We start from the raw sequence: 21527 nt of genomic DNA, 5'->3' as shown, positions 1-21527 counted from the left end.
ATTTTAAAGATAATTTATAAAAGTCATTTCATCAGCTTCTGGAGGGTGTCCAGCAGCTCCTCCACCGTTTCGTCCTTTCCCTCCCGGATGTCCCGGGTGACGCAGGTGCGGATATGCTCGCTGAGCAGCTCCTTGGAAAAGGCGTTCAGCGCCGCGTTGGCGGCGGCTACCTGGGCCAGGATGTCGGGGCAGTAGGCGCTGCGCTCCACCATGCCCCGGATGCCCCGGATCTGGCCCTCCACCCGGTTCAGGCGATTCACCAGCCGCTTGACCTCCTCTTCGGAGCGCTCCTTGGTCTTGTGGCAGTCGCAGGTTTCCATAGCGGACGCCTCCTTTGTTAAAATACCCCCTAGGGGTATTCTCATCATATACCCCCCAGGGGTATTTGTCAAGCCCTCATTTAAAAAGAAAACCCGGCACAGGGAGTTTCCCCCATGCCGGGCTTTTGTATGAGCGCGGTCAATCCTGATGAACGACGGTTCCGGGCCCTTTGAAAATACTGTCCGGCGGGACGGCCCCCCGGACGGAGGACAGGGGATAGACCCTGGAGGCCCGGCCGATGATGGTCCCGGGGTTCAGCACGCTGTTGCAGCCCACCTCCACATGGTCCCCCAGGATGGCCCCGAACTTCTTCCGGCCCGTTTCCAGGCGTTCTTCCCCGTTTCGGACCACCACCAGGGTTTTGTCGGACTTGACGTTGGAGGTGATGGACCCCGCGCCCATGTGGCTCTTGAAGCCCAGGATGGAGTCCCCCACGTAGTTATAATGAGGGGTCTGCACGCCGTCAAAGAGGATGACGTTTTTCAGCTCCACGGAGTTGCCCACCACGCAGCCCGCCCCCACCAGGGCGGAACCCCGGATGAAGGCACAGTGCCGGACCTCCGTCTCCGGGCCAATGACGCAGGGCGCGCCCAGGAAGGCCGTGGGAGCGACCGAGGCGGTCTTGTGGACCCAAACGTGAGGAGACCGCTCCTCATATTCCGCCGGGTCCAGGGCGGGGCCAAGCCGCAAAATCAGCTGCTTGATGCCGTCCAGAGCCTCCCAGGGGTATTGGAATTGGGCCAGGTAGTCCCCCGCCAGGGTGTGGGAGAGGTCCAGCAGGGCCGTGATCGTCAGATCCATAAAACGCGCCTCCTGTTTTCGCCGCCAAAAGGGCGGCGGTCTGGCGTTATTATATACCAGTTCTCCAGGAGTTGCAAGGGGAAGTCAGGCCGCCGGCAGCTCCTCCAGGGAGGCGAAGCGGTAGCCCATGTCCTCCCATTTGGTGAGGAGCTCGTCCAGGATGTCCGCGTTGGTCTTGGACGTGGAGTGCAAAAGCACGATGGCCCCGTCGTGGATGCGGGGGAGAAGCTTGGCGTAGGCCTGTTCCGCCGTGGGCTGGTTGTCCACGTACCAGTCCACATAGGCCAGGCTCCAGAACACCGTCTTGTAGCCCAGGGCCTGGGCCTGCTTGAGATTTTCCTCACTGTACTTCCCCTGGGGCGGACGGTAGAAATGGGGAAGCTCTTTCCCGGTAGTCTCCTGGTAGAGGTCCGCCAGGCTGTCCAGCTCCTTCTGAAAGGCCGCCTGGTCCGAAATGGCGGACATGTCCGGGTGGTGGAAGGTGTGGTTGCCCACGATGTGGCCCTCCTCCGCCATGCGGCGGATGATGTCCGGGGCGGTTTCGATCATGTTGCCCACCACGAAGAAGGCCGCCGGGGCGTTGTGCTTTTTCAGTGCGTCCAGGATCTGTTCCGTATAGCCGTTCTCATAGCCGCAGTCAAAGGTCAGATAGATCACTTTCTGAGACGTGTCCCCCAGGAACCAGGCGTTGTACCGGGCCAGATCCTCCGCGCTGGCGTTGCCCACGGGGGACTGGCCCTCGTTGGGAAAGGAGAGGCCCCAGTTGTCGGCGGAGGCCGGAATGACGGCGGGGGCGGCGGCGGGGAGGGATTTTCCCTGGAGATAGAGCATCCCCGCCAGGAAGAGAAGGGGGAGCATGAGCAAACATAGGTTTCGCATACGCTGGAGCATAGGCACCTCCGGTTTTTGAAATGTTGTCACCATTCAGCATGTCCGGGGGCGGGCGGATTATCGGTTGAAAAAGCTGGCGAAAGATGTTATATTTGGGGTGTCGAAAATTTTCGCTTTAAGGAGGACGGTATGGCAAAGCGGAGAGGCAAAACGAAGCAGCAGCTCACCCCCAAGCAGATGGCGGCGCTGCTGGTTTTGTGCGTGATCGCGGCGGCGGTCCAGTGGTATCTGCGTCCGGAGACGGTGTCTTTGGAGGACATCCCGGAATGGAGCGGCGCGGCCTATGTGGAGCTGGAGGACAACCAGCCGGGCTTCACCAAGGAGGAGATGACCCTGGAGGCCTTTGAGGATTACAGCGAGCTGGACTACCTGGGCCGCTGCGGCGCGGCTTACGCCAACATCTGCCCGGAGCTGATGCCCACGGAGGAGCGGGAGGCCATCGGGAACGTGAAGCCCACAGGCTGGGTTTCCGCCAAGTACGACTGCGTGGACGGAAAGTATCTCTACAACCGCTGCCACCTCATCGGCTTCCAGCTGGCGGGGGAAAACGCCAACGAAAAAAATCTCATCACCGGCACCCGGTATCTGAACGTCACCGGGATGCTGCCCTTTGAAAACGACGTGGCGGACTATGTTCAGCGGACGGACAACCATGTGCTCTACCGGGTGACGCCGGTGTTTGTGGGGACGGAGCTGGTGGCCCGGGGGGTGCAGATGGAGGCCTATTCCGTGGAGGACGCCGGGGACGGCGTGTGCTTCAACATCTTCGCCTACAACGTTCAGCCCGGGGTGGTCATCGACTACGCCACCGGGGAGAGCCGGCTGGAGGAGGACGCGGCATGAAGCTGTGGGAGCAGTTTGACCGGATCGTAGTCTTCGATACGGAGACTACCGGCCTTGATTACCGCCGGGACCGCATCATCGAAATCGGCGCGGTTTCGCTGGAGGATGGGGTGGAAACCGGGGGCATGGACCTCTTTATCCGCCTGCCGGAGGGGCGGCGGCTGGACCCCTTCATCGTGAATCTCACCGGCATCACCGAGGAGCGGCTGGAAACCGATGGCGTGGGGGACGAAGAAGCCGCCCGGGCCTTCGCGGACCTTCTGGAGGGGGCGGAGCGGCCGCTGATCGTGGCCTATAACGCCCAGTTTGACCTGAATTTTCTCTATGGCCTCCTCCGGCCCTGGGGGCTGGCGGAAGTCTTGAAAAAGCCTCGGTTTTTGGACGCGCTGACGGTGTATAAGGACCGGCGGGACTACCCCCACAAGCTGGAAAACGCCATTGCCGCCTACGGCCTGGAGGACAAGGCGGTGAACAGCCACCGGGCCATTGACGACGCCCGGGCGGCGGCGCTGGCGCTGGAGGCCATGGCGGCGGAGCGGGACGACCTGGAGCGGTACGTGGACCTCTTCGGCGCCCATCCCAAGTATGGGGTCTCGGGACGGCGGATTTCCTCCGTCACCTACCGGGCCCAGACCTATGAGCGGGTAAGGCCGCTGTATGAGCTGGCGTAAGGGCGGAAAAAAACGGCCCGGCGCTTGACGCCGCCGGACCGCTGTGGCATACGCTTGCAAAAGACAGGTGGGCACCTGCCGGCAGTCAGGCTTTCAGCCTGGCTGTCTATTTTTTAGGAGGGATTGCCCATGGTTTTCTATATCTGGCCCATTGCCCCAATTGCCGCCGCCAACGTGGCCTATCAGGTGTGCGCGAAGTCCGCTCCGGAGGCTATAACCCGCCGGCGGCGCTGGCCTCCCGCCGGTAAGCCTCCGCCTCCCGGACGGTATGGGCCAGGTAGCGCATGGCCTCCACCGGGTGCTTCCCCACGGCGGTCTCCCCGGTGACCATGACGGAGGACGCGCCGTCCAGCACGGCGTTGAAAATGTCGCTGACCTCCGCCCGGGTGGGGACGGGATTCTGCTCCATGGAGGCCAGCATCTGCGTCACCACCATGAAGGGCCGCCCCGCCTCCCGGCAGGCGGCGGCGATGCGCTTTTGCAGGGCCGGGAGCTTCCAAAGGGGGCCGGAATTCCCCAGGTCCCCCCGGGCGACGACGATTTCGTCCGCGGCGGGGATCAGCTCCGCCAGCTTCTCCACGCCTCCCAGGTTCTCGATTTTGGCAAAGAGGCGGATGCCCTCTCCCCCGGCGGCGTTCAAGACCCCCCGGACGGCCTCCAGATCCTCCCGGCCCCGGACGAAGGGCTGCATGACCCCGGTGACGCCGTAGTCCTTTGCCAGATAGAGATTCTCCCGGTCGCTGTCCGTCATGGCGGGGAGATGGACGTCCACGCCGGGAAGGGCGGCGCTTTTCCGGCTTTGCAGCAAGCCGCCCCGCTCCACCCGGGCCAGGGCCCCATCCGGCAGGAGCTCCGCCACCCGCAGGAGCAGCTTCCCGTCGTCCAGCAGCACCGGCTGTCCGGGGGTTAAGCGCGGCAGGACGGCGGCGGGCAGGGGGACATCCCTTCCCAGGCGGACGGAGGTTCCCTCCGCCAGCTCCAGGGGGGCCGGAAGCGCGCCCACCCGGAGCTCCGGGCCCTGCATGTCGATGAGGAGCCGGGGCGTGACGCCGCGGCTCCGGGCGGCGGCGTGGAGGTGTTCGATTTGCTCCGCCGCGCGGTCAAGGCCCGCGTGGGAGAGGTTCAGCCGCACGCCGGTCATCCCGGCCTGAAAGAGGGCCTCCAGCGTTTTGGTATCGGAGCAGGCGGGGCCCAGGGTGCCGTAGATTTGAACCATGGTCGCCGCCTCCCCTCAGCGGAAGAGGGCCGCCAGGCTCTCGGTATAGGGGGGGCGGCAGATGCCCTGCTCCGTGACGATGCCGGAAATCAGGGTGTGGTCCGTCACGTCAAAGGAGGGGTTGTAGCACGCGACGCCCGGCAGGGCCATGGGCTTGTCGTACCAGAGGGTCTTAATCTCCTCCGGGTCCCGGAGCTCAATGGGAATGTGGTCCCCGTCGGGGCAGCTTAAGTCAATGGTGCTGGTGGGGCCCAGGACGTAGACGGGGATGCCGTAGTGCTTTGCCAGAATGGCCACGCCGCTGGTGCCGATTTTGTTGGCCGTGTCCCCGTTGGCGGCGATCCGGTCGCAGCCCACAAAGCAGGCCTGGACCCAGCCGTTTTTCATGACCATGGAGGCCATGTTGTCGCAAATCAGCGTTACGTCCACCCCGGCCCGGTGGAGCTCGTAGCTGGTGAGCCGGGCCCCCTGGAGCAGGGGCCGGGTTTCGTCGGCAAAGACGCGGATATGGATGCCCCGCTCCGCCGCCAGGAAAAAGGGCCCCTGGGCGGTGCCGTAGCGGGAGGTGGCCAGAGGCCCGGCGTTGCAGTGGGTGAGGACGCCGTCCCCCTCCTTTAAGAGGCTCAGGCCGTGCTCGGAGATGGCCCGGCATTTGGCGATGTCGTCCTGGTGAATCTCCACCGCCCTTTGGTACAGGGCTTCCAGCAGGGCGGGGCGGGGGTCCCCGGCGTGGGCGGCGGCGGTTTGCCCCATCTCCCCCAGGGCCCAGCTGAGATTCACCGCCGTAGGGCGGGAGGCGTTGAGCTGGGCGGAATACGCCCGGAGCCGGGCCTGGAAGGCGGCGGCGTCCGGCTCCTCGATGGTCCGGGCCAGGGCATAGAGGCAGTAGGCAGCGCAGATGCCGATAGCCGGGGCGCCCCGGACCCGGAGCTTTTGGATGGCCTCCACCATTTCGTCCACGGTCCGGAGGCGGATTTCCCGTTCCTCGTTGGGCAGGAGGCTTTGGTCAATGATGTACAGGGCCTCGGCGGCCTTGTCATAGCGGATATTTTGAGCGTGGGTGACGGCTTTCAAAGCGGTGGACATGGGAGAGCTCCTTTCTCATGGGGGCGGAAAATCAGGCCGGAGTGAGAGCGGGCGGGGAGGGATTTCCGATAAGGGGAGCCTTCATCGCGGGCTCCAGGCGGAAGAAATCGGATGTAATGACAATATGAATACGGTCCCGGAAGTCGGGGTAACTTTCAGGCGCGAGGGTTGTGCGGGACAGGAAAAGATTCCGGATCTTATCCTGGTGATCCAGGATGTCCTCGGGGAACAGGGGGTCCAACGCCTGCCCCCGGGTAAAAATCAGAAGCTGGTGCCGGGAATTGCTGATGAGCCACAATCCGATGCGCTGCCACCAGATGAGGTCGGTTTCTCCCAGGGACATGCCGAAAATACAGATTTCATCGCTTTGCTTGATGCAGCTTAGCGCGTCCTGGTCGTGACCTTGGCCGGACTGCTGGTTCAAGAGAGGTTTCAGGAACATGCGCTGCTGAACGGCATTGGTAAAAAGGTCGGGATTGGCCACCTGAGAAAGGTTGTCCACACCTAAAATCATGCCGCTGGTATGGGTGCCGTGTACATGGATAAGGCGGCCTTTATCACCACCGCGAAGGTCGCTGAAGGAGAAGAAAGGAAAGAGCCGGTCAATGATGGTCGTATAGTTGAAGTCCAAAATATGATAGATCGAGACTTCTTTTGCGGGCAGTGCAGACTGGACAATGCGGAAAAGGCGGGGCTCCAGATAATCCCTGTGCGTGCAGAGACATTCGGCAAATTTGTGTGCCATGCTGCGGCTACAGTCGTCAAAGTTGATGCGGTCCTCCTCCTGCTGCAGATATTGGGCAAAACAGCGCTTGAAGTCCTTGAGGCATTTGCGGAGGGCGGCTTCGCTGTTTATCGGCGGCTCCGTCGTGTGTTCTCCCAGGGCCCGCTCAAAATCCGCCCAGCGGGAATAGCCGCCGTCTTCCGCCAGGAGTTCCTTGAAGGCAAGAATATCTGGGTCATTCGCGGAAAATTTCGGACTGTTGAGGTAGAGGGGATAGAAATGGGCGTATTTCGTCTCCAGCCCCAGGTTTAAATCAAAGCCGTTTCCGATTAAAAAGGTGACCAGCATAGGGAAAGCCTCCTTCGGCATGGAATTTCTGCGGATGAAAAATTATAACATAAGCCGTCGTTTTTTGCAATGCCTCTCGGAACAGCAAAAGCGCCCGGACACAAAGTGTCCGGGCGCTTTTCTTTAAACTGCGGGAGCCGCCTCAGCGGAAGTCTCCGCCCACCTCAATGGCGCGGATGACGCCGTCCTCGCTGGCGTACATGTCGCATTTTTTGGCATAGGCGTGGGCGATCTCCACCACGGTTTTGCCGTCTCCGGCGGAGATCCACTCCCCCGTGTCCTTGTTGTAGGCCATGACGGTGACGGGGATGCTGTAGGTCCGCCCGTCCACTGTGACGGCGCCCTCTCCGCTCCAGGCGGTGTTGGGCACGTCCTTCAAGGCCGTGAGGGGCTTGAGGCTGGAGAAGCCGGTGCCGTCGTTGGACTCCACCGCCGCCACGTATACGCCTCCGGCGATGTCGTAGTTGCTGCGGAAATAGTCCGTCACCTGTCCCTGGTCGTTGAAGATGGCGATGCGCCGGACATCGCGGTCGTCCAGGGAGATGGAGGTGCGGCCGTACAGGGTTGCGCCGCTGCCCACGGCTCCCAGGACGATGATATCCACCTGTCCCGCCCAGTTGGTGTGGGCGTAGCTGATTTCACCGTTGGGGATAGGCCCGGCCCCCAGGTCGCTGAGGCTGAGGGTGTCGATGCCCTTCGCCGTGTAGCGGAAGACGCTGACGGTCTCCGCCAGATTGCTGCTGCCGATCCGGCGCTTTTCCAGGTCCAGCGCGCCGGAGACGCCGCCGCCCAGGCGCACCAGGCCAATCCGGTTCTTTCCGGTGGAGGTGACTCGGACCAGGCGGTTCTGCATCCGGGCCAGCTCCTCCTGGCGGATCTGCTCGGCGCGGTTGCCGTAGGCTTCACCCAGGTCCACGGTGCCCTTGATCTCAATGCCGCAGAGGAGCTCCACCGTGGCACTGGTGCCGGAAATGGAGGTGGCGATTCCGATGGCGTTGGCATTGGCTCCGGCGGTGTTGGGCTTTACCGCCCCGGCTACCTTATTGTCCTCCGTCAGCAGCAGGGTGATCTGGTCCCCGGGACGGAACTTGGCCAGGGTGGACTGGGCCGTGGGCAGCACGTCAAAGTCGTGGCCCAGAAGGCGGAGGCTGGTGGGCTCCGTGGGGCTGGGGGTACAGGACTCGTAGTAGCCCGTCAGCCGGGTGTCGCAGACCCGGATGGTGTTGGTGGAGCTGGCATAGGTGGCCACGTCATAGGGCCGCATGTCCTTGGCGTTGGCCCGGCAGCCGTTTTTGTAGATGGTGTAGCCGCCCACGCCTCCGGTGAGGGCGTCGAAGCCCTTGACGGAGTTCTTCTCGTAGACAATGACCGCCTCGGTGGAGCTGTCGCCGCCGCCGACGAAGATGAATTCCACATTTCCGGCGGTGCCCAGGTACAGCGTCAGGGACGTGCCGGGATTCACCCAGGACCGGGCTTCGCTCCAGGTGGTTTCCGCGCCGTTGCGGTAGACCTTGGTGCCGGAGGTGACGTTGTATTTGGCGCCGGAGCGGTCCGTAATCACGTTGGCCTCGGCCTTGGCGACCGTGACGGTACGGCTGATGCCCAGAGCGTCGGGAAGGAAGGTGCGGACCTTCTGCCCCTCCAGTACCAGCGTGCCCTTCAGACCGTTGAGGGAGCCGTTGGACGCCTTGTCTCCCGCCATCTGGTAGATGGATCCGTCGGAGAAGAGCATGGCGGTCTCCTTGCCGTCGGGGCCCCGGGCGTTGGAGGACACCAGGACCATGTCCGTCTTGGTGGTCAGCCCGGCGGCGGTGAGGAAATTGCTGACGGTCTTATCCCCCTGGACGTCCGCCCGGAGGAGGTTGTTGAAAAGGATGGCGGCGTCGCTGCGGCTGAGGGGGGAGTTTCCCTTGGTGGTGTCCACCCCGTCGGTGAGGCCGATGGAGGCGGCGAAGGACAGATAGCTGTCCGGCCACACACCGCCGATGTTTTCGTCCTTATACCCCAGGACCCGCAGGAGAATGGTGGCCGCCTGGCCCAGGGTGACGGTGCGGTCGGGATAAAACTTGCCGTCGGAGAAGCCGGAGATGGCGTTCTTCCCCTTGGAGGCCATGTTGATATAGGCCGCCGCCCAGTGGGAGGGCTTCACGTCCGGATAGACGGTGACGGTGCGGTAAAGGCCCAGCTCGTCCTCGGCGTTCAGGGCGCAGACCACCATCTTGCAAAACTGGGCCCGGGTGAGCTGGCCGTTGGGCCGGAAATTCCCGTCGGAAAAGCCGTCCATCACGCCCATAAGCCGCAGGGATTCCACCTGGGCGTAAGCGTCGCCGCCCAGGTCGTAGAAGCGGTTGGCGGGGGGCGCGGCCTGGGCGGGCAGGACCAGTAAGGACGCCGCCAAGGCCGCCAGGAGCAGCAGGGACAACACGCGTTTTTTCATAGTCTTCCTCCTCATTATTCCGCTCGGAGCGCCTCGACGGGCTGGAGCTTGGACGCCTTAATGGCGGGGTAGCTGCCGAAGATCAGCCCCAGCAGCACGGAGAACCCCAGGGCCCCGGCCGTCACGCTGGCGGAGGGGTAAATGGTCATTTTAAACAGCAGGTTTCCCGCCACGTAGCAGCCCAGGGTGCCAAGCAAAATGCCGATGACGCCGCCGATGCCGCAGAGCATGGCCGCCTCGATCAAGAACTGGGTGACGATGGAGCTCCGCTGGGCGCCGATGGCCCGGCGGATGCCGATCTCCCTTGTCCGCTCCGTCACCGTCACCAGCATGATGTTCATGATGCCGATGCCGCCCACCAGCAGCGAGATAGCGGCGATACCGCCCAGCACCAGGGAGATCATGCCCATCTGCTCGTTCATGTACTGAAGCCCGCGGTCGTCGGGCTGCACCCAGGAGCCCCCGGTGGAGGGGTCTATCAGGCCATTCAAAAAGCCCCGAATGCGGGTGGCCACCTCCGTGGTGGAGACGCCGTCCCTGGCCTTGACGATGAAGTTGGAGATGTAGTCCCCGCCCAAGAGCCGCCGGGCGGTGTAGGGCAGGACGATGATGTTGTCGATGGTGCTTCCCTGGGCGTCGCTCCCGGAGATGCGGGGAGCGTAAAGTCCCACCACCTCAAAGCTCTGCCCGTTGAGCTGGAGGTCCTTGCCCACCGGGTCTGCAGAGTCGAAGAACGCCTCCGCCGCCTGGGAGCCCAGGACGCAGACCTGGTTGTACCGCTCCACGTCCAGCTCTCCCAGGTCCCGGCCCTTGGCAATGACAAGATTGTTGCAGGCGCTGTACTGGTCGGAGACGTAGTACACGTCCGGAGGCCGCTGGCCGGTCAAGTTCCCCATTTCGTCCCAGTCCCACTCAAAGTTAGCGGAGTTCTTGGTGCCGTAGACCACGTTGACGCTGGCCCGGGCCTCCGGCGTGATGCCCACGATGTACTGGGGGATGGACTTGCAGTAGGCGTACAGGTCCGGGAAGTAGTCCTTTCCCGCCGGGACCCAGTTGCCGTTTTCGTCCTCTATATAGACATAGTTGTCGATGCCTACCGAGATTTTGTTGCTGCCCATGGCGGAGAACTGCTCCATGGTCTTTGCCGCGTAGCCGCTCATGACCGAGACGATGGTCATGACGGCGGCGATGCCGATGATGACGCCCAGCATGGTCAGCATGGACCGGCCCTTTTTGCCGATGATGGACTTCCAGGCCATTTTCACTGCCTGACGGATGTTCAAAACCAGTCCACCTCCTGTTCCTTGTCCTCCACGATCTTTCCGTCGGTGAGGCGCACGCAGCGCCGGGCCGTGGCGGCGATTCCGTTGTCGTGGGTAATCAGGATAACGGTGGTGCCCTCCCGGTTGAGCTGCTGGAGGAACTCCAGCACCTCGTGGCCCGTCCGGGAGTCCAGGGCGCCGGTGGGCTCGTCGGCCATGATGATGGGGGGCTTGGTGGCGATGGCCCGGGCAATGGCCACCCGCTGCTGCTGGCCGCCGGACATCTCCGTGGGCTTGTGCTTCACGCGGTTGGAAAGGCCCACCCGGTTCAGGGCCTCCAGGGCCAGGTCATAGCGGTCGTCCGCCCGGACGCCCTGGTAAATCAGGGGCAGCTCCACGTTTTCCAGCACCGTCAGGGATTGAATCAGGTTGTACTGCTGGAAGATGAAGCCGATCTCCTTGTTGCGGATGCGGCTAAGCTCTGTGTCCGTCAGCTCCCGGACGTCGGTGCCGTCCAGGAGGTAGTTCCCCCGTGTGGGAATGTCCAGGCAGCCCAGGACGTTCATCATGGTGGACTTGCCGGAGCCGGACTGGCCCACGATGGCCACGAATTCCCCCCGCTGTATGGTGAGGGAAACCCCGTCCAGGGCCCGGACCTCGCTTTCAAGACCCTCGCCGTAGATCTTGAAGATGTCCTTCAATTCAATCAGATTTGCCATATCAGTAACCCCAGGGGTTGGCCGTCTGAATCTGGGTGAAGACCTCGGTGCCTTCCTCCACGCCGGACTTGATTTCCACGTTGTAGTTGTCCGAGATGCCGATTTCCACGGCCACGGGCCAGAAGCCCTCGGGAATCGTCTCGTCGGCCATGATGTTTTCCACCACGTTGTCCGGACGGTCGCCCTTGACGTAGACCACCGTCAGGGTCTCGCCCTCCTCGGTGGAGACGGTGCGCACGGACTGGAGGGGCAGCACCAGGCAGTTGTCGTTTTCGCTGGCGGTGAGCTTGTAGTTGATGTAGCTGTTGACCTGGAGGGTTTCTTCCGCGTTGTCCACGGAGATGACCATGGGATAGGTTGCCACGCCGTTGTTGATGGTGCTGGAGAGGCTGACGCTTTCCACCGTGCCCATTGCCATGGTGCCCCACTGGTCCAGGTCTACCATGGTCCCTACCTGGACGGCGCTGACGTTCCGCTCGTCCACCGTGGCGTTGACCATCAGGGAGGAGGTGTCGGAGATGGTGACCACCGTGGTGTTGGCGGCGATTTCGTCTCCAGGTTTCATCGTAAGGCCAATGACCTTGCCCGCGATGGAGGCCACGGCGGAGCAGTTGGCCAGGTTCTTCTCGGCGGTTTCCAGGGTCTTCTGGGCCTCGTCCAGGCTCTGCTGGGCGGAGTAGATCTCCGCCTCGCTGTCCTCGCCGTCCACCCGGACCAAAACCTGCCCGGCGGTGACCTGGAGGAAGTCCACCAGGGTGCTGGAGAGGACGGTGCCGTTGACGGTGGATTTCAGATCGCCGGTGCGGTAGTACTCCAGCTTCCCGGGCTCATAGGGGTAGATGGTCTCGCCCTCGGCGGTGGTCACGGTGGCGGAGGCCGCCATCTCGGCGGTAAGGGCCCCCTCGTTCTCCACCAGAATGTCGGCGGAGAAGAGCTTGGTGCCCTCCGGCGTGATGCGGCTGACCATGTGGACCGCCTCCACCGTGCCGGGAATGGAGCTCATCAGGGCGGGGATAGAGACATCCATGCTCTGGCCCTGGTGGATCATGCCCTCGTAGGCGTAGCTGTAGTACTGGGTAAGCCGCAGGCGGGTGTCGTCCGCCAGCACCGCCAGCTTCTGCTCCTTGCTGATGGTGTCCCCGGGGTTCAGGTCCACCACTTCCATCAGCTTGCCGGAGTAGCCCGCCGCCAGGTTGAGGCCCGCCACGTCCTTCAAAAGGGCGTTGAGCTGCTTCTCCCGGCCCAGCACATCCTGCCGGGCTTTGTCCACGGCGGTGCGGGCGGCGTCGGAGTCGATGACGAACAGAGGGGTCCCCGGCTCCACGGTGTCGCCCTCGTTGACAAAGACCTCGGACACGGTTCCCGTGGTGGCAATGGTGATGGTTTCGCTGTCCTTGGCCTTGGTCAGCCCGCTGCCCTCCACGGTGGAGGTGATGGAGTTGTACTGCACCACGTCGGTGAGCACCTCGGTTTCCTCGCCGCCTTTCTTTGCGGACAGGAACTTCCAGACGCCCAGGCCGATGGCAATGAGAATCAGGAGAAAAATAAACCGCCGGACGATCTTTCTCCGCTTCTTCCGGGGCATCCCCCTCCACTTTTTCCAAAGGGAGGTCTTCTCCGCTGCCGTTTCCGGCGCGGGAGGCGGGGCCGTCTCAACGGCCGCGGCCTGCTGTTCGCGATCCATGACTTCTGACATAGGCTTTCTCCTTCAAAGGTTGGATGGAATTTCTGAGCGCCGCGCCTTCCCTCCAAAGAGAGGCGCGGGGCCTGAAACGGCGGTCCCCAGCGGGGCGTCCGCCGCCGGGACGGCACAGGGACAGGGTAGCGGGGTCCTGCATCAAAACTGTATCATCTATGCTAGAACAGTTCGGCGGGGAAAACAACAACAAAACGGTTACAGATTTCTTAAGATTTTCGAAAGATTTGGGCGCGGCCCCTTTACAGGTTAGACGCTGGAAGGGCTGGAAAGGTTTCCGGCGATTCTGTACAAATATCTGGAAGGAACCCGGCGGATTTCCGTCAAAGCCCCCTGTCAGGGAAAAACCGCCCCGAAGCGGGGCGGTTTCAGAGTGTCGAAAAACCGTAAAAACCATCCCCGACGGGAAGGAAGAGAGTTACGAGAGGAACCCAGGAAGGGTTGCTTTCGTTTTTAATCATAAGTTTTCAAAACCTTTTCAAAGGTTTTGAAAACTTGCCCAGGCTGGCAAAAATACTTTTTTGACAGTCTGAAACCGCCCCGAAGCGGGGCGGTTTTTGGAAAAGCTCAGGCGGCGGCGGGGCCCTTCTTCGCCATGGCCCGCTGATAGAAGACCATGGCCGCCAGGGCGATGAGGCCCACCACGTCCGTGGCGGAGCCGGGGACCATCATGGCAAGACCCGCGATTACCAGGGCGAAGCGCATCCACTTGGGGATGGGCCGGAACAGGTAGCCGTTCAGCGCCGCGGCCACGCCGAAGATGCCAAGCAGCGCGCTGATAATAATCTGCACCACCTGGAAGACGCTGGTCACGTCCACGAACAGCATCGCCGGGCTGTAGGCGAAGATATAAGGGACGATGAAGGCGGCGATCGCCAGCTTTGTGGCGTTGACGCCGGTTTTCATGGGGTCGGATTTGGCGATGGCGCTGCCCGCGTAGGCCGCCAGGGCCACGGGAGGCGTGATATCCGCCACGATGCCGAAGTAGAACACGAAGAAGTGGGCGGGAATCTTACCGATGCCCAGCTGAATCAGAATGGGGGCGCAGGTGGAGGCCATGATGCAGTAGTTGGCCGTGGTGGGCACGCCCATACCCAGCACAATGCAGCACAGCATGGTCAAGAACAGGGCGATGAACAGGGACAGGGCCGGAATGGGGATCATATTGCTGATGTTGATGACCCCGTTGATGAGCTTGGAGGCCAGGCCCGTCACGGTGATGCACCCGGCCACCATGCCCGCCATGGAGCAGGCCACGGCCACGGTGATGCAGCTCCGGCCGCCGGCCTCCAGGGCGCTGACGATCATGGAGGCGGTGTCCTTCACGAAGTGGACGGCAAAGCCCTCGTCGTGCTGGGCCCGGCTGTCCGTAAACATATGGGGCAGGCTCACCAGGATGGCCAGCAAAATGGCGATGGAAGCGGAGAACTGGAGGGTCCGGGTTCCGGTGGAGACCATCCACACCAGGATTACCAGGGGCAGCAGCAGGTAGATGCTGCGAATCAGGATGCCGAACTTGGGCAGCTGGTCCCGGGGAACGCCTTTCAAATTCAGCCGCCGGGCCTCCAGATGGACAGCCAGGAAGATGCCGGTGAAGTACAGCAGGGCGGGGAGGATGGCCTTTACCGCCACGTTGGCGTAGGTGGTGTCCATGTACTCCGCCATGAGGAAGGCCGCCGCGCCCATGATGGGGGGCATGATCTGCCCGCCGGTGGAGGCCGCCGCCTCCACCGCCCCGGCGAACTCGCCCTGATAGCCGGTGCGCTTCATCATGGGGATGGTGACAGAGCCGGTGGTGACGGTGTTTCCGACAGACGAGCCGGACACCATGCCGCACAGGGCGGAGGAAATGACCGCCACCTTGGCGGGACCGCCGGAGGTGCTGCCCGCCAGGGAGTTGGCGAGGTCAATGAAGAAATTGGAGATGCCCGTCCGCTCCAGGAACGCGCCGAAGATGATGAACACGGCGATGAACTTGGCGCAGACCTGGATGGGGGTGGCCATGACGCCGGAGGTGCCGTAGAACAGGGTATAGATGACCCGGGCCAGATTCTGCCCGCTGGCGAAGGTGTAAATCAGCAGCGCGCCCACCACGAACAGGATGGGCAGCCCCACGCAGCGGCGGCAGAGCTCCGCCAGCACCAGAATCGCCACAACACCGATGGCCAGGTAAAACCAGGCGTTGGGGATGGCGGATTCGCTGGCGGGGTTGATTTTGGCGGCGCTGGTGATGACCATGACCAGGGAGTTATAGTTCAGGCAGTAATAGAAGAAGGACCCGGCGCCCAGCAGCATCAGCACAATGTCATACCAGGGCATGGAATTGGGCTTCACGTGGTCCTTCCGGGCGGGGTAGGTGAGATAGCCCATGATGGTGATAAGCCCCAGGAAGGAGGTCAGCCGGATGGGCAGGTCCCAGGTGCAGCGCAGGGTCATCCAGATGCAGTACAGGGAGAACAGGGCCATGACCACACCCACGATCAGCTTGGGTGTCCCCTGCCAAATGCGGGTGGCGGATTCCCGGTCAAACTTCCGCATGACCTCGTCCATGTCCGCCGCGGTGCCGACGTCCACGCCGGGAAGGTGTTTCTTGTCTTTCTCGCTCATAGAATCCTACTCCTTATTAAAATAAACACAGGGGTATCACAAAGGAAAACAGGTCCTTGCCGTATTGAAGGGGCGGCGGGAGAGCTGCCCTTTCAATGCGGCAAGGGCCGCTTGACGCGGCCCTTGCCGGGGATGGCTCGGGTTGGGGGATTAGTAAGTCCCGGCGGGGATGGTGTAGGCGCTGTAGTAGGGGGAGGACTCCAGCAGGGCGCTGGTGTGCTCCTCGTCCAGGCTGACCAGGTACACGGGGCCGCTGGTGGCCAGGTCCACAATGGCGGTGGTGGGCGCTCCGGCCACCACGAAGGCCGCGTCGATCTTTTTGTCCTTCAGGCTGTCCGCGCTGTCGCCGAAGCCCTGGTACACGGGGCTGATGCCGCTGTCGGGGTCAATGTCATAAGCGCCCAGCACGTCCACGGCGTTGAACCACACGCCGGAGCCCCGGTCGCCGATGGAGACGGACTTGCCCGCAAGATCCGCCACGGACTTGATGTCGGGGTTGGTGGTGACGATCTGCACCTGCTCCATGTAGAGGGCGGCCACCACGGAGAAGTTCTCCACCTTGGCGTCGAAGAGGCGCTCGCCGTTAAAGGCGTAGCTCATAACGTCGGACTGGACGAAGCCCAGCTGGATGTCCCCGGCGGCCAGGTCCTCGATGTTGGCCTTGGAGCCGCCGGAGGTGACGGCGGTGACGGAGACGCCGGTGTTATTGGAGATATAGCTGGACAGCACGCCGCCGAAGGCATAGTAGGTGCCGGACTCGCCGCCGGTGCCGAAGGTCAGGGCCTTGGAATCGCCGGAGCCCGCGCCTTCCTTCACGGAAGCGACTTCCTTGCCCTTCTCGGCGAAGTACTTGGCCGCGCCGGGGTGATAGGGCACGGAGGTGACGGAGGAGGCAAAGTCCAGGTCCAGCTCGCCGCCCTTGGCGTGCTGCTCGGTGATGGTGGGGATGTTTTCAAAGATGGCGGAGGTCAGGGCGTAGATGTCGTCCTCGGGCACGTCGTCCCGGGCGATGACCACGGCGCCCACGGCCACGGTGTTGGTGTCCTGGGCCACGGCGGAAGCGCCGGAGCCGTCAGAGCTTCCGGTGTCGGCGGGGGCGGAGGTGTCGGCGGGGGCGGAGCTTCCGCCGCCCACGCCGCCCACGGCGCCGTCTTCGCCGCCCTTGGAGCCGGTATCGCCGCCGCAGGCGGAGAGGAGCATGGCCAGCATGAGGACAGCCATCAGCAGAGAGAATTTCTTTTTCATCGTTCTTCCTCTTTTCGGGATTGGATTTTGCGAGGGTTGAAGCCAACTCTTGCAAGTATGTGATTATCATACCATAAAATGCCCCTTTTTACAAGGGGACATTTTAGCGTAGTAAATAATTTTTGCAAGTTAACATGAATATTCCTGCATCGAAAGGCGTTTTTGTGAAAGTTTTCAGGCCAATTTCCACGAATGCGGAGAAACTGCACAAAGGGGCTCCTTCTAAAAATTAAAATTTTGTGCAAAAATGCAGGCCGCCCGGTGAGGGGCGGCCTTTTGGGTGCCGTTTACACGATTTTTCGGAGGGTGGGCTGGGCCTCCTTCTCCTCGGCGAGACACCGGATGATGTCCTGCCGGGTGACGATGCCGATGAAGCTGTTGAGATCGTCCACCACAGGGACAAAATTCTGGCGGACGATGGTGTCCAGCAGCTCGTCCACGGAGGCGGTGATGCGGACGGAGGGGTTTTCCCGGAGGATGTCCCGGACGTGGAGCCGTTCCAGCTCCTTCACGGAGCAGGGACAAGGGGTGCTTTCGTCCGGCAGAAGCCGCCAAAGGAAATCCCCCTCGCTGACGGTGCCTACATACTGGCCCTTGCGGTTGATGACGGGGACGGCGCTGCGGCCGTGATGCCGGAGCTTTTCCAGGCCCTGGCGTATGGTGTTGTCGTCGTACAGGTAGGCGACGCGATGCTTCGGCGTCAGAAGGTAAGCGATATTCACAATGATGCCTCATTTCTGATGGGCAGGCGGGCCGGCCCGCCTGGGTCATAGTGGGGGTGAGGTGCATATCTATAATATACAGGAAGGGCCTGGATAAATGGTGAACAGTTTATGAAATCTGCCGGGGAGCTGCCTGAAAAATGGCGCGCCCTCCGGCGGCGGGGGACTTGCCGCCGGGGCCCGGCTTTCCGCGGGAATCCCGCCGGATTTCGGGAAGCGCGGCAGGCGCTTTTATTATTTCCGAGCTTAAAGCGCGGAAATAATATTTTGTTGACATTGTAGACTTCCTGTGCTATACTATGTCTACAATGTAGACAAGGAGGCGCAGAAAATGGAGCGCGTCAAACTGACTTCCAGCGAGTGGAACGTCCTGGGCTGCCTGTGGGAGCAAAGCCCCCGGACGGCCATGCAGATTGTAAGCGAGCTGGAGCGCACGGTGGGCTGGCACAGAAGCACCACCATCACTATCCTCCACCGTATGGAGGCCAAGGGCCTGCTGCGCTGTGAGCAGGCGGGCCGGGGAAAGGCGTATGTCCCTCTTGTGGACCGGGAGCAGGCGGAGGTGGCCGAGACCCGGAGCTTTTTGGACCGGGTGTACCGGGGCAGCGTGGGGATGATGATGAGCGCCATGGCCCAGCGGCAGGAGCTGTCCGGCGATGAGATCGCGGAGCTTCGGGCCATTTTGGATCAGGCGGAGAAGGGAGGCCCTCAATGAGCGCGTTTTTGCTGAACTGGGTGCTGACGGCCTCGGCGCTGACGGCGGCAGTGCTTCTTCTCCGGGCGGCGTTCGGGCGGCGAATCGGCGCCCGGCTGCGGTATGCCCTTTGGGCGGTGGTTCTGGCCCGGCTTTTGGTGCCCGGACAGTTCTTCACCGCCCCTGTGGAAGCGCCCCGGGTGCTCCCGGAGCTTTCCGTGGTTCAAGCGCTTCCCAGGGGGCCCCAAACCCCGGCGGAAAAAATCGACCCTGCCCAAGGGGACGCGGCAGGGCAGACCGTCCAGACCCTCCCCGCCCCCGCCGGGGAGGAAGCCGCCGCTCCGGCGGCCCGGCGGCCGCTGAATCCCCGGGCCCTGCTGGGCGGAATTTGGCTGGCGGGGTCGGCGGCGATGGCGGCGGCGTTCCTGCTCTCCAACCTGAGCTTTGCCCGGCGGCTGCGGCGGCTCCGGGTTCCGCTGGCGGCGGAGTGTTCCCTGCTGGTCTATACCCTGGCGGGCCTGCCCTCCCCCTGCCTGTTCGGCGTGCTCCGCCCGGCGGTGTACGTCACCCCGGAAACGGCGGCGGACCCGGAAATGCTCCGCCATGTGCTGGCCCATGAGGCCACGCATTTCCGCCAGGGGGACCACATCTGGTCGCTGCTGCGGTGCGCGGCCCTGGCGGTCCACTGGTGGAACCCCCTGGTGTGGCTGGCGGCGGTCCTCAGCCGCCGGGACGCGGAGCTGGCCTGTGACGAGGGGACGCTGAAGCGCTTGGGCGACGGGGAGCGCCGGGCCTACGGCTCCACCCTGCTGGCCCTGGTCACCGCCAAGCCCCGGCCCGGGGACCTTCTGCGCTGCGCCACCACCATGACAGGGGACAAGCGGAGCCTCCGGGAGCGGGTGCGGCGCATTGCCCGGGCCCCGAAGCGCTGGCTGTGGGCGGCGGTGCTGTCTGCGGCCTTAGCCCTTCTGGTCTGCGCCTGTTCCTTCGCCAAATCCGAGACCCTGGAGACGCCGGAGGACGGGCCCCTGACGGCGGAGGAGCTGGAGCGGTTCAATACCGAGGTATTCAACGGCGACGGCTTCAACATGATGAACCAGTTCCTCTTCCTGGCCGTGGAGGCCCCGAAGGATTATCAACAAATCGACCTTTTCCAGCTCTTCTACAATGGCACGGGAGCGCCCATGGAGGTGACGGAGGAGGAACGCCAAGCCGTGGCGGACGCGGCTTATGGCGGCGAGGACCCCATGGTGGACCTTGTGAAATGTCCTGCCGCTGAGATGGACGCGGTTTTGCAGAAGTACCTGGGCCTCGCCCTTGACGAGACGGACCAATGGGGCCTGGACCGGTTCACCTATTTGGAGGAATACGACGCCTACTATGACTTCCACGGCGACACGAACTATCCCGGCGAAGTCACCTTCATCTCCGGAAAACGGAAGGACGGCAAGGTTCTCCTGTACTACGAGGGCAGCGGCTTTCCCGGGCTCAGCAGCGGGAACGGCGAGATGAACATGATCTCCTCCGGCCCTGTCTGTGTGACGCTGGAGCCGCAAAAGGACGGCGGCTGCCGCTTCTTAAGCAACTGGGTCCGGAACGACGACCCGCCCGTCATTCCCACGGCCTACCCGGCCTGGGAGCCGGAGCGGGTGATTTCCCTGGACGGCGTGGAGCCCTACCGGGCCCCGGAGCTCCAGGTGGAGCGGCGCGGCGGCACGGCGGAAACGCTGTACACCACACGCTTTGAACCCTATGAGGACAGGGACGACGGCTTTTATATAGAGATCTGCCGCTCCGGAGACGGCGAGCTCTATGCCGCCGTGGCGGTTTCCGCCACAGAGCGGGACTGCTTTTTAACCGTGCCCGGGAAGGACTCCGCCGGGTGGACGGCGGAGGGCAGCGTGGAGCCCTTTACAAACCTGTTCGGCCAATCCGGCCTGCGGATTTCCTACTACGGCCAGCTGACCGAACACTCCTTCGGCCAGATCAACGACTATTACACCTTCTCCGGCGACGGTACGCCCTCCCTGCTCCTCCGGGCCCTGGGAAACGTGACCGAGGCGGACCTGGACGGGGACGGCGTGCGGGAGGTGGCCGCCTCCGACGGGTGGAATGTCTCGCGGCTCTTCTTCCTGCGGGACGGGACCCTTTTCGAGGCGGACCTGGACGCCCTCATTCATGACGCATGGCCCGAGGTGGGATATCTGGAATCCGGCTTCTGGGACCCGGACGGGCGGTACCTTTCCATGTCTGTGGAGGTCCCCCTCCCCGGCTATGACATCACGGTCACGGGCTACCGGACGCTGTTTTTCGACGGGGAAAGCCTTCGGATTTATAAGGACGAGAGCGGCTACACGGATCATATCGCCAACAGCTTAAAGACCCCTCCGGCGGAGGTGCTGCGGCAGGCGGCGCTGTTCGTGGACACGCAGTTCCAGACCCTGGCGGCGGAGGGCTACGGCGTAGACGGCTCCGGGCGCTACGACGAGGAGAACTTCGGTCCGGGGAACGCCGTCTGGGACGACTGGCGCCTTACCGATCTGACCGGGCCGTCCTACGAGGAGTTCGGGGACCTTCGCATTGAGATTTGGAACCTGAGCTATGAGACCCACACCACGACCCCGGACCGGATCGTCCTGGCGGGCGGGTCCTACCTGGGGGAGGACGGCTGGTGCATGATCGGCTACCCGGGATGCGATTACTTGTGCTTCCATCTGGACGAAAACGGGAAGCGGACCTTCCTGTTCTCCCAAATGGAAAATGACTGCTTCCCCGGCTCAGAGCTGTTCCGGGAGGATCTGGCCCGCGCCCTGGAAAACGAGGGACTGCTGTCTCCGGACGAAGGCTGAGAAAGAGTCCTGTTTTTCGATAAAGTTTAAAAAAATACCGCTGATGCGGCGGGATTCCTGTAACCTGGATATAGCAGCGGATTGGATAAAAGAAGAGCCTCGTTTTTCGAAAAAATAGTTCGAAAAACGAGGCTCATTCATTATGGAGTAAGGGGTCAAAATCGATTTTTCTTTGAATCCTTTGCGGCACAACGATTCAGGAAGAAAGGCTGATGCCGGAGAGGGAAAAGAAATCACTTTGTTGTTTGCTGCTATTGACTTTTATCAATCCTTTATGGATCTATTTTGCGTGCCTGATTGATTGTTTCAAACAGCTCCCTGCTTACAATCGCCGGGTGGTGCTCCTGTATCAAAAATCTCTCTAACTCACCCTGGTTCTTAACCTGTTTCCCAGA

18 protein-coding genes are annotated in these 21527 nt (G+C 62.6%); 4 read left to right on the top strand and 14 right to left on the bottom strand.

From position 1 onward, the window contains the following. Positions 1 to 23 precede the first annotated feature (23 nt). The 3 genes from Q1M04_RS04480 to pdaA form a co-directional block, all read right to left on the bottom strand. Positions 24 to 320 carry a metal-sensing transcriptional repressor gene (locus Q1M04_RS04480; RefSeq protein ID WP_293280593.1) on the bottom strand — a complete coding sequence of 99 codons (297 nt, stop codon included), beginning with the start codon at positions 318 to 320 and terminating at the stop codon, positions 24 to 26. Positions 321 to 459: 139 nt separating this feature from the next. Continuing rightward, positions 460 to 1122 (bottom strand): UDP-N-acetylglucosamine pyrophosphorylase, encoded by a 663-nt coding sequence (locus tag Q1M04_RS04475; RefSeq protein WP_297997369.1) that lies wholly within the window; start codon positions 1120 to 1122, stop codon positions 460 to 462. An 84-nt stretch (positions 1123 to 1206) separates the two neighbouring features. Then, positions 1207 to 1953 carry a delta-lactam-biosynthetic de-N-acetylase gene (gene pdaA, locus Q1M04_RS04470; RefSeq protein ID WP_295757465.1) on the bottom strand — a complete coding sequence of 249 codons (747 nt, stop codon included), beginning with the start codon at positions 1951 to 1953 and terminating at the stop codon, positions 1207 to 1209. Positions 1954 to 2142: 189 nt separating this feature from the next. Here pdaA and Q1M04_RS04465 point away from each other — a divergent pair, with 189 nt between their 5' ends. Both Q1M04_RS04465 and Q1M04_RS04460 read left to right on the top strand, forming a co-directional pair. Further along, positions 2143 to 2856 carry a DNA/RNA non-specific endonuclease gene (locus tag Q1M04_RS04465; RefSeq protein ID WP_297294039.1) on the top strand — a complete coding sequence of 238 codons (714 nt, stop codon included), beginning with the start codon at positions 2143 to 2145 and terminating at the stop codon, positions 2854 to 2856. Further along, a complete protein-coding gene (locus tag Q1M04_RS04460; RefSeq protein WP_297997371.1) occupies positions 2853 to 3527 on the top strand; it encodes a PolC-type DNA polymerase III in 675 nt (224 codons plus the stop codon). The genes Q1M04_RS04465 and Q1M04_RS04460 overlap by 4 nt, the downstream gene beginning before the upstream one ends. 211 nt (positions 3528 to 3738) lie before the next feature. Here the strand turns inward: Q1M04_RS04460 and pyk are convergent, their stop codons facing one another. From pyk to Q1M04_RS04410, 10 genes are all read right to left on the bottom strand, one after another. Continuing rightward, on the bottom strand, positions 3739 to 4743 hold the full coding sequence (gene pyk, locus Q1M04_RS04455; protein WP_297997373.1) for a pyruvate kinase: 1005 nt from the start codon (positions 4741 to 4743) through the stop codon (positions 3739 to 3741). A 15-nt stretch (positions 4744 to 4758) separates the two neighbouring features. Beyond that, positions 4759 to 5829, bottom strand: a complete 1071-nt coding sequence (gene mtnA / locus Q1M04_RS04450) for an S-methyl-5-thioribose-1-phosphate isomerase (RefSeq protein WP_297997376.1) — start codon at positions 5827 to 5829, stop codon at positions 4759 to 4761. Positions 5830 to 5860: 31 nt separating this feature from the next. Next, positions 5861 to 6901: an AbiH family protein gene (locus Q1M04_RS04445; protein ID WP_297997378.1), complete on the bottom strand. Its 1041-nt coding sequence runs from the start codon at positions 6899 to 6901 to the stop codon at positions 5861 to 5863. Between the two features lie 142 nt (positions 6902 to 7043). Then, positions 7044 to 9338 (bottom strand): S-layer homology domain-containing protein, encoded by a 2295-nt coding sequence (locus tag Q1M04_RS04440; protein WP_297997380.1) that lies wholly within the window; start codon positions 9336 to 9338, stop codon positions 7044 to 7046. Between the two features lie 14 nt (positions 9339 to 9352). Continuing rightward, complete coding sequence (locus tag Q1M04_RS04435) at positions 9353 to 10621, bottom strand: ABC transporter permease (protein WP_297997382.1); 1269 nt, start codon at positions 10619 to 10621, stop codon at positions 9353 to 9355. Next, positions 10618 to 11319, bottom strand: coding sequence for an ABC transporter ATP-binding protein (locus tag Q1M04_RS04430; protein ID WP_297294034.1), 702 nt, complete (start codon positions 11317 to 11319; stop codon positions 10618 to 10620). Before Q1M04_RS04430 ends, Q1M04_RS04435 begins: the two co-directional genes overlap by 4 nt. Before the next feature lies 1 nt (position 11320). Continuing rightward, the gene (locus tag Q1M04_RS04425; protein WP_297997384.1) at positions 11321 to 13015 is read right to left on the bottom strand and encodes an HlyD family efflux transporter periplasmic adaptor subunit; all 1695 of its coding nucleotides are present in this window, start codon (positions 13013 to 13015) and stop codon (positions 11321 to 11323) included. 567 nt (positions 13016 to 13582) lie between these two features. After that, positions 13583 to 15622, bottom strand: coding sequence for a TRAP transporter permease (locus Q1M04_RS04420; protein WP_297997386.1), 2040 nt, complete (start codon positions 15620 to 15622; stop codon positions 13583 to 13585). 150 nt (positions 15623 to 15772) lie between these two features. Continuing rightward, complete coding sequence (locus Q1M04_RS04415) at positions 15773 to 16867, bottom strand: TAXI family TRAP transporter solute-binding subunit (RefSeq protein ID WP_297997388.1); 1095 nt, start codon at positions 16865 to 16867, stop codon at positions 15773 to 15775. Between the two features lie 287 nt (positions 16868 to 17154). Next, positions 17155 to 17589 (bottom strand): CBS domain-containing protein, encoded by a 435-nt coding sequence (locus Q1M04_RS04410; protein ID WP_293280318.1) that lies wholly within the window; start codon positions 17587 to 17589, stop codon positions 17155 to 17157. Between the two features lie 331 nt (positions 17590 to 17920). On the opposite strand from Q1M04_RS04410, the gene Q1M04_RS04405 reads away from it, so the two are divergent. Further along, positions 17921 to 18304, top strand: coding sequence for a BlaI/MecI/CopY family transcriptional regulator (locus Q1M04_RS04405; protein WP_295757436.1), 384 nt, complete (start codon positions 17921 to 17923; stop codon positions 18302 to 18304). After that, positions 18301 to 21132, top strand: a complete 2832-nt coding sequence (locus tag Q1M04_RS04400) for a M56 family metallopeptidase (protein WP_297997391.1) — start codon at positions 18301 to 18303, stop codon at positions 21130 to 21132. Before Q1M04_RS04405 ends, Q1M04_RS04400 begins: the two co-directional genes overlap by 4 nt. A gap of 272 nt (positions 21133 to 21404) precedes the next feature. On the opposite strand, the gene Q1M04_RS04395 is transcribed toward Q1M04_RS04400, so the two are convergent. After that, the coding region (locus Q1M04_RS04395; protein ID WP_300446735.1) for a recombinase family protein at positions 21405 to 21527 on the bottom strand (123 nt) is incomplete at its 5' end.

Origin of the sequence: uncultured Oscillibacter sp. (genome assembly GCF_950073225.1) — a bacterium.
Classification (GTDB): domain Bacteria; phylum Bacillota; class Clostridia; order Oscillospirales; family Oscillospiraceae; genus Oscillibacter.
This window is presented reverse-complemented; position numbering and strand designations above follow the sequence as displayed.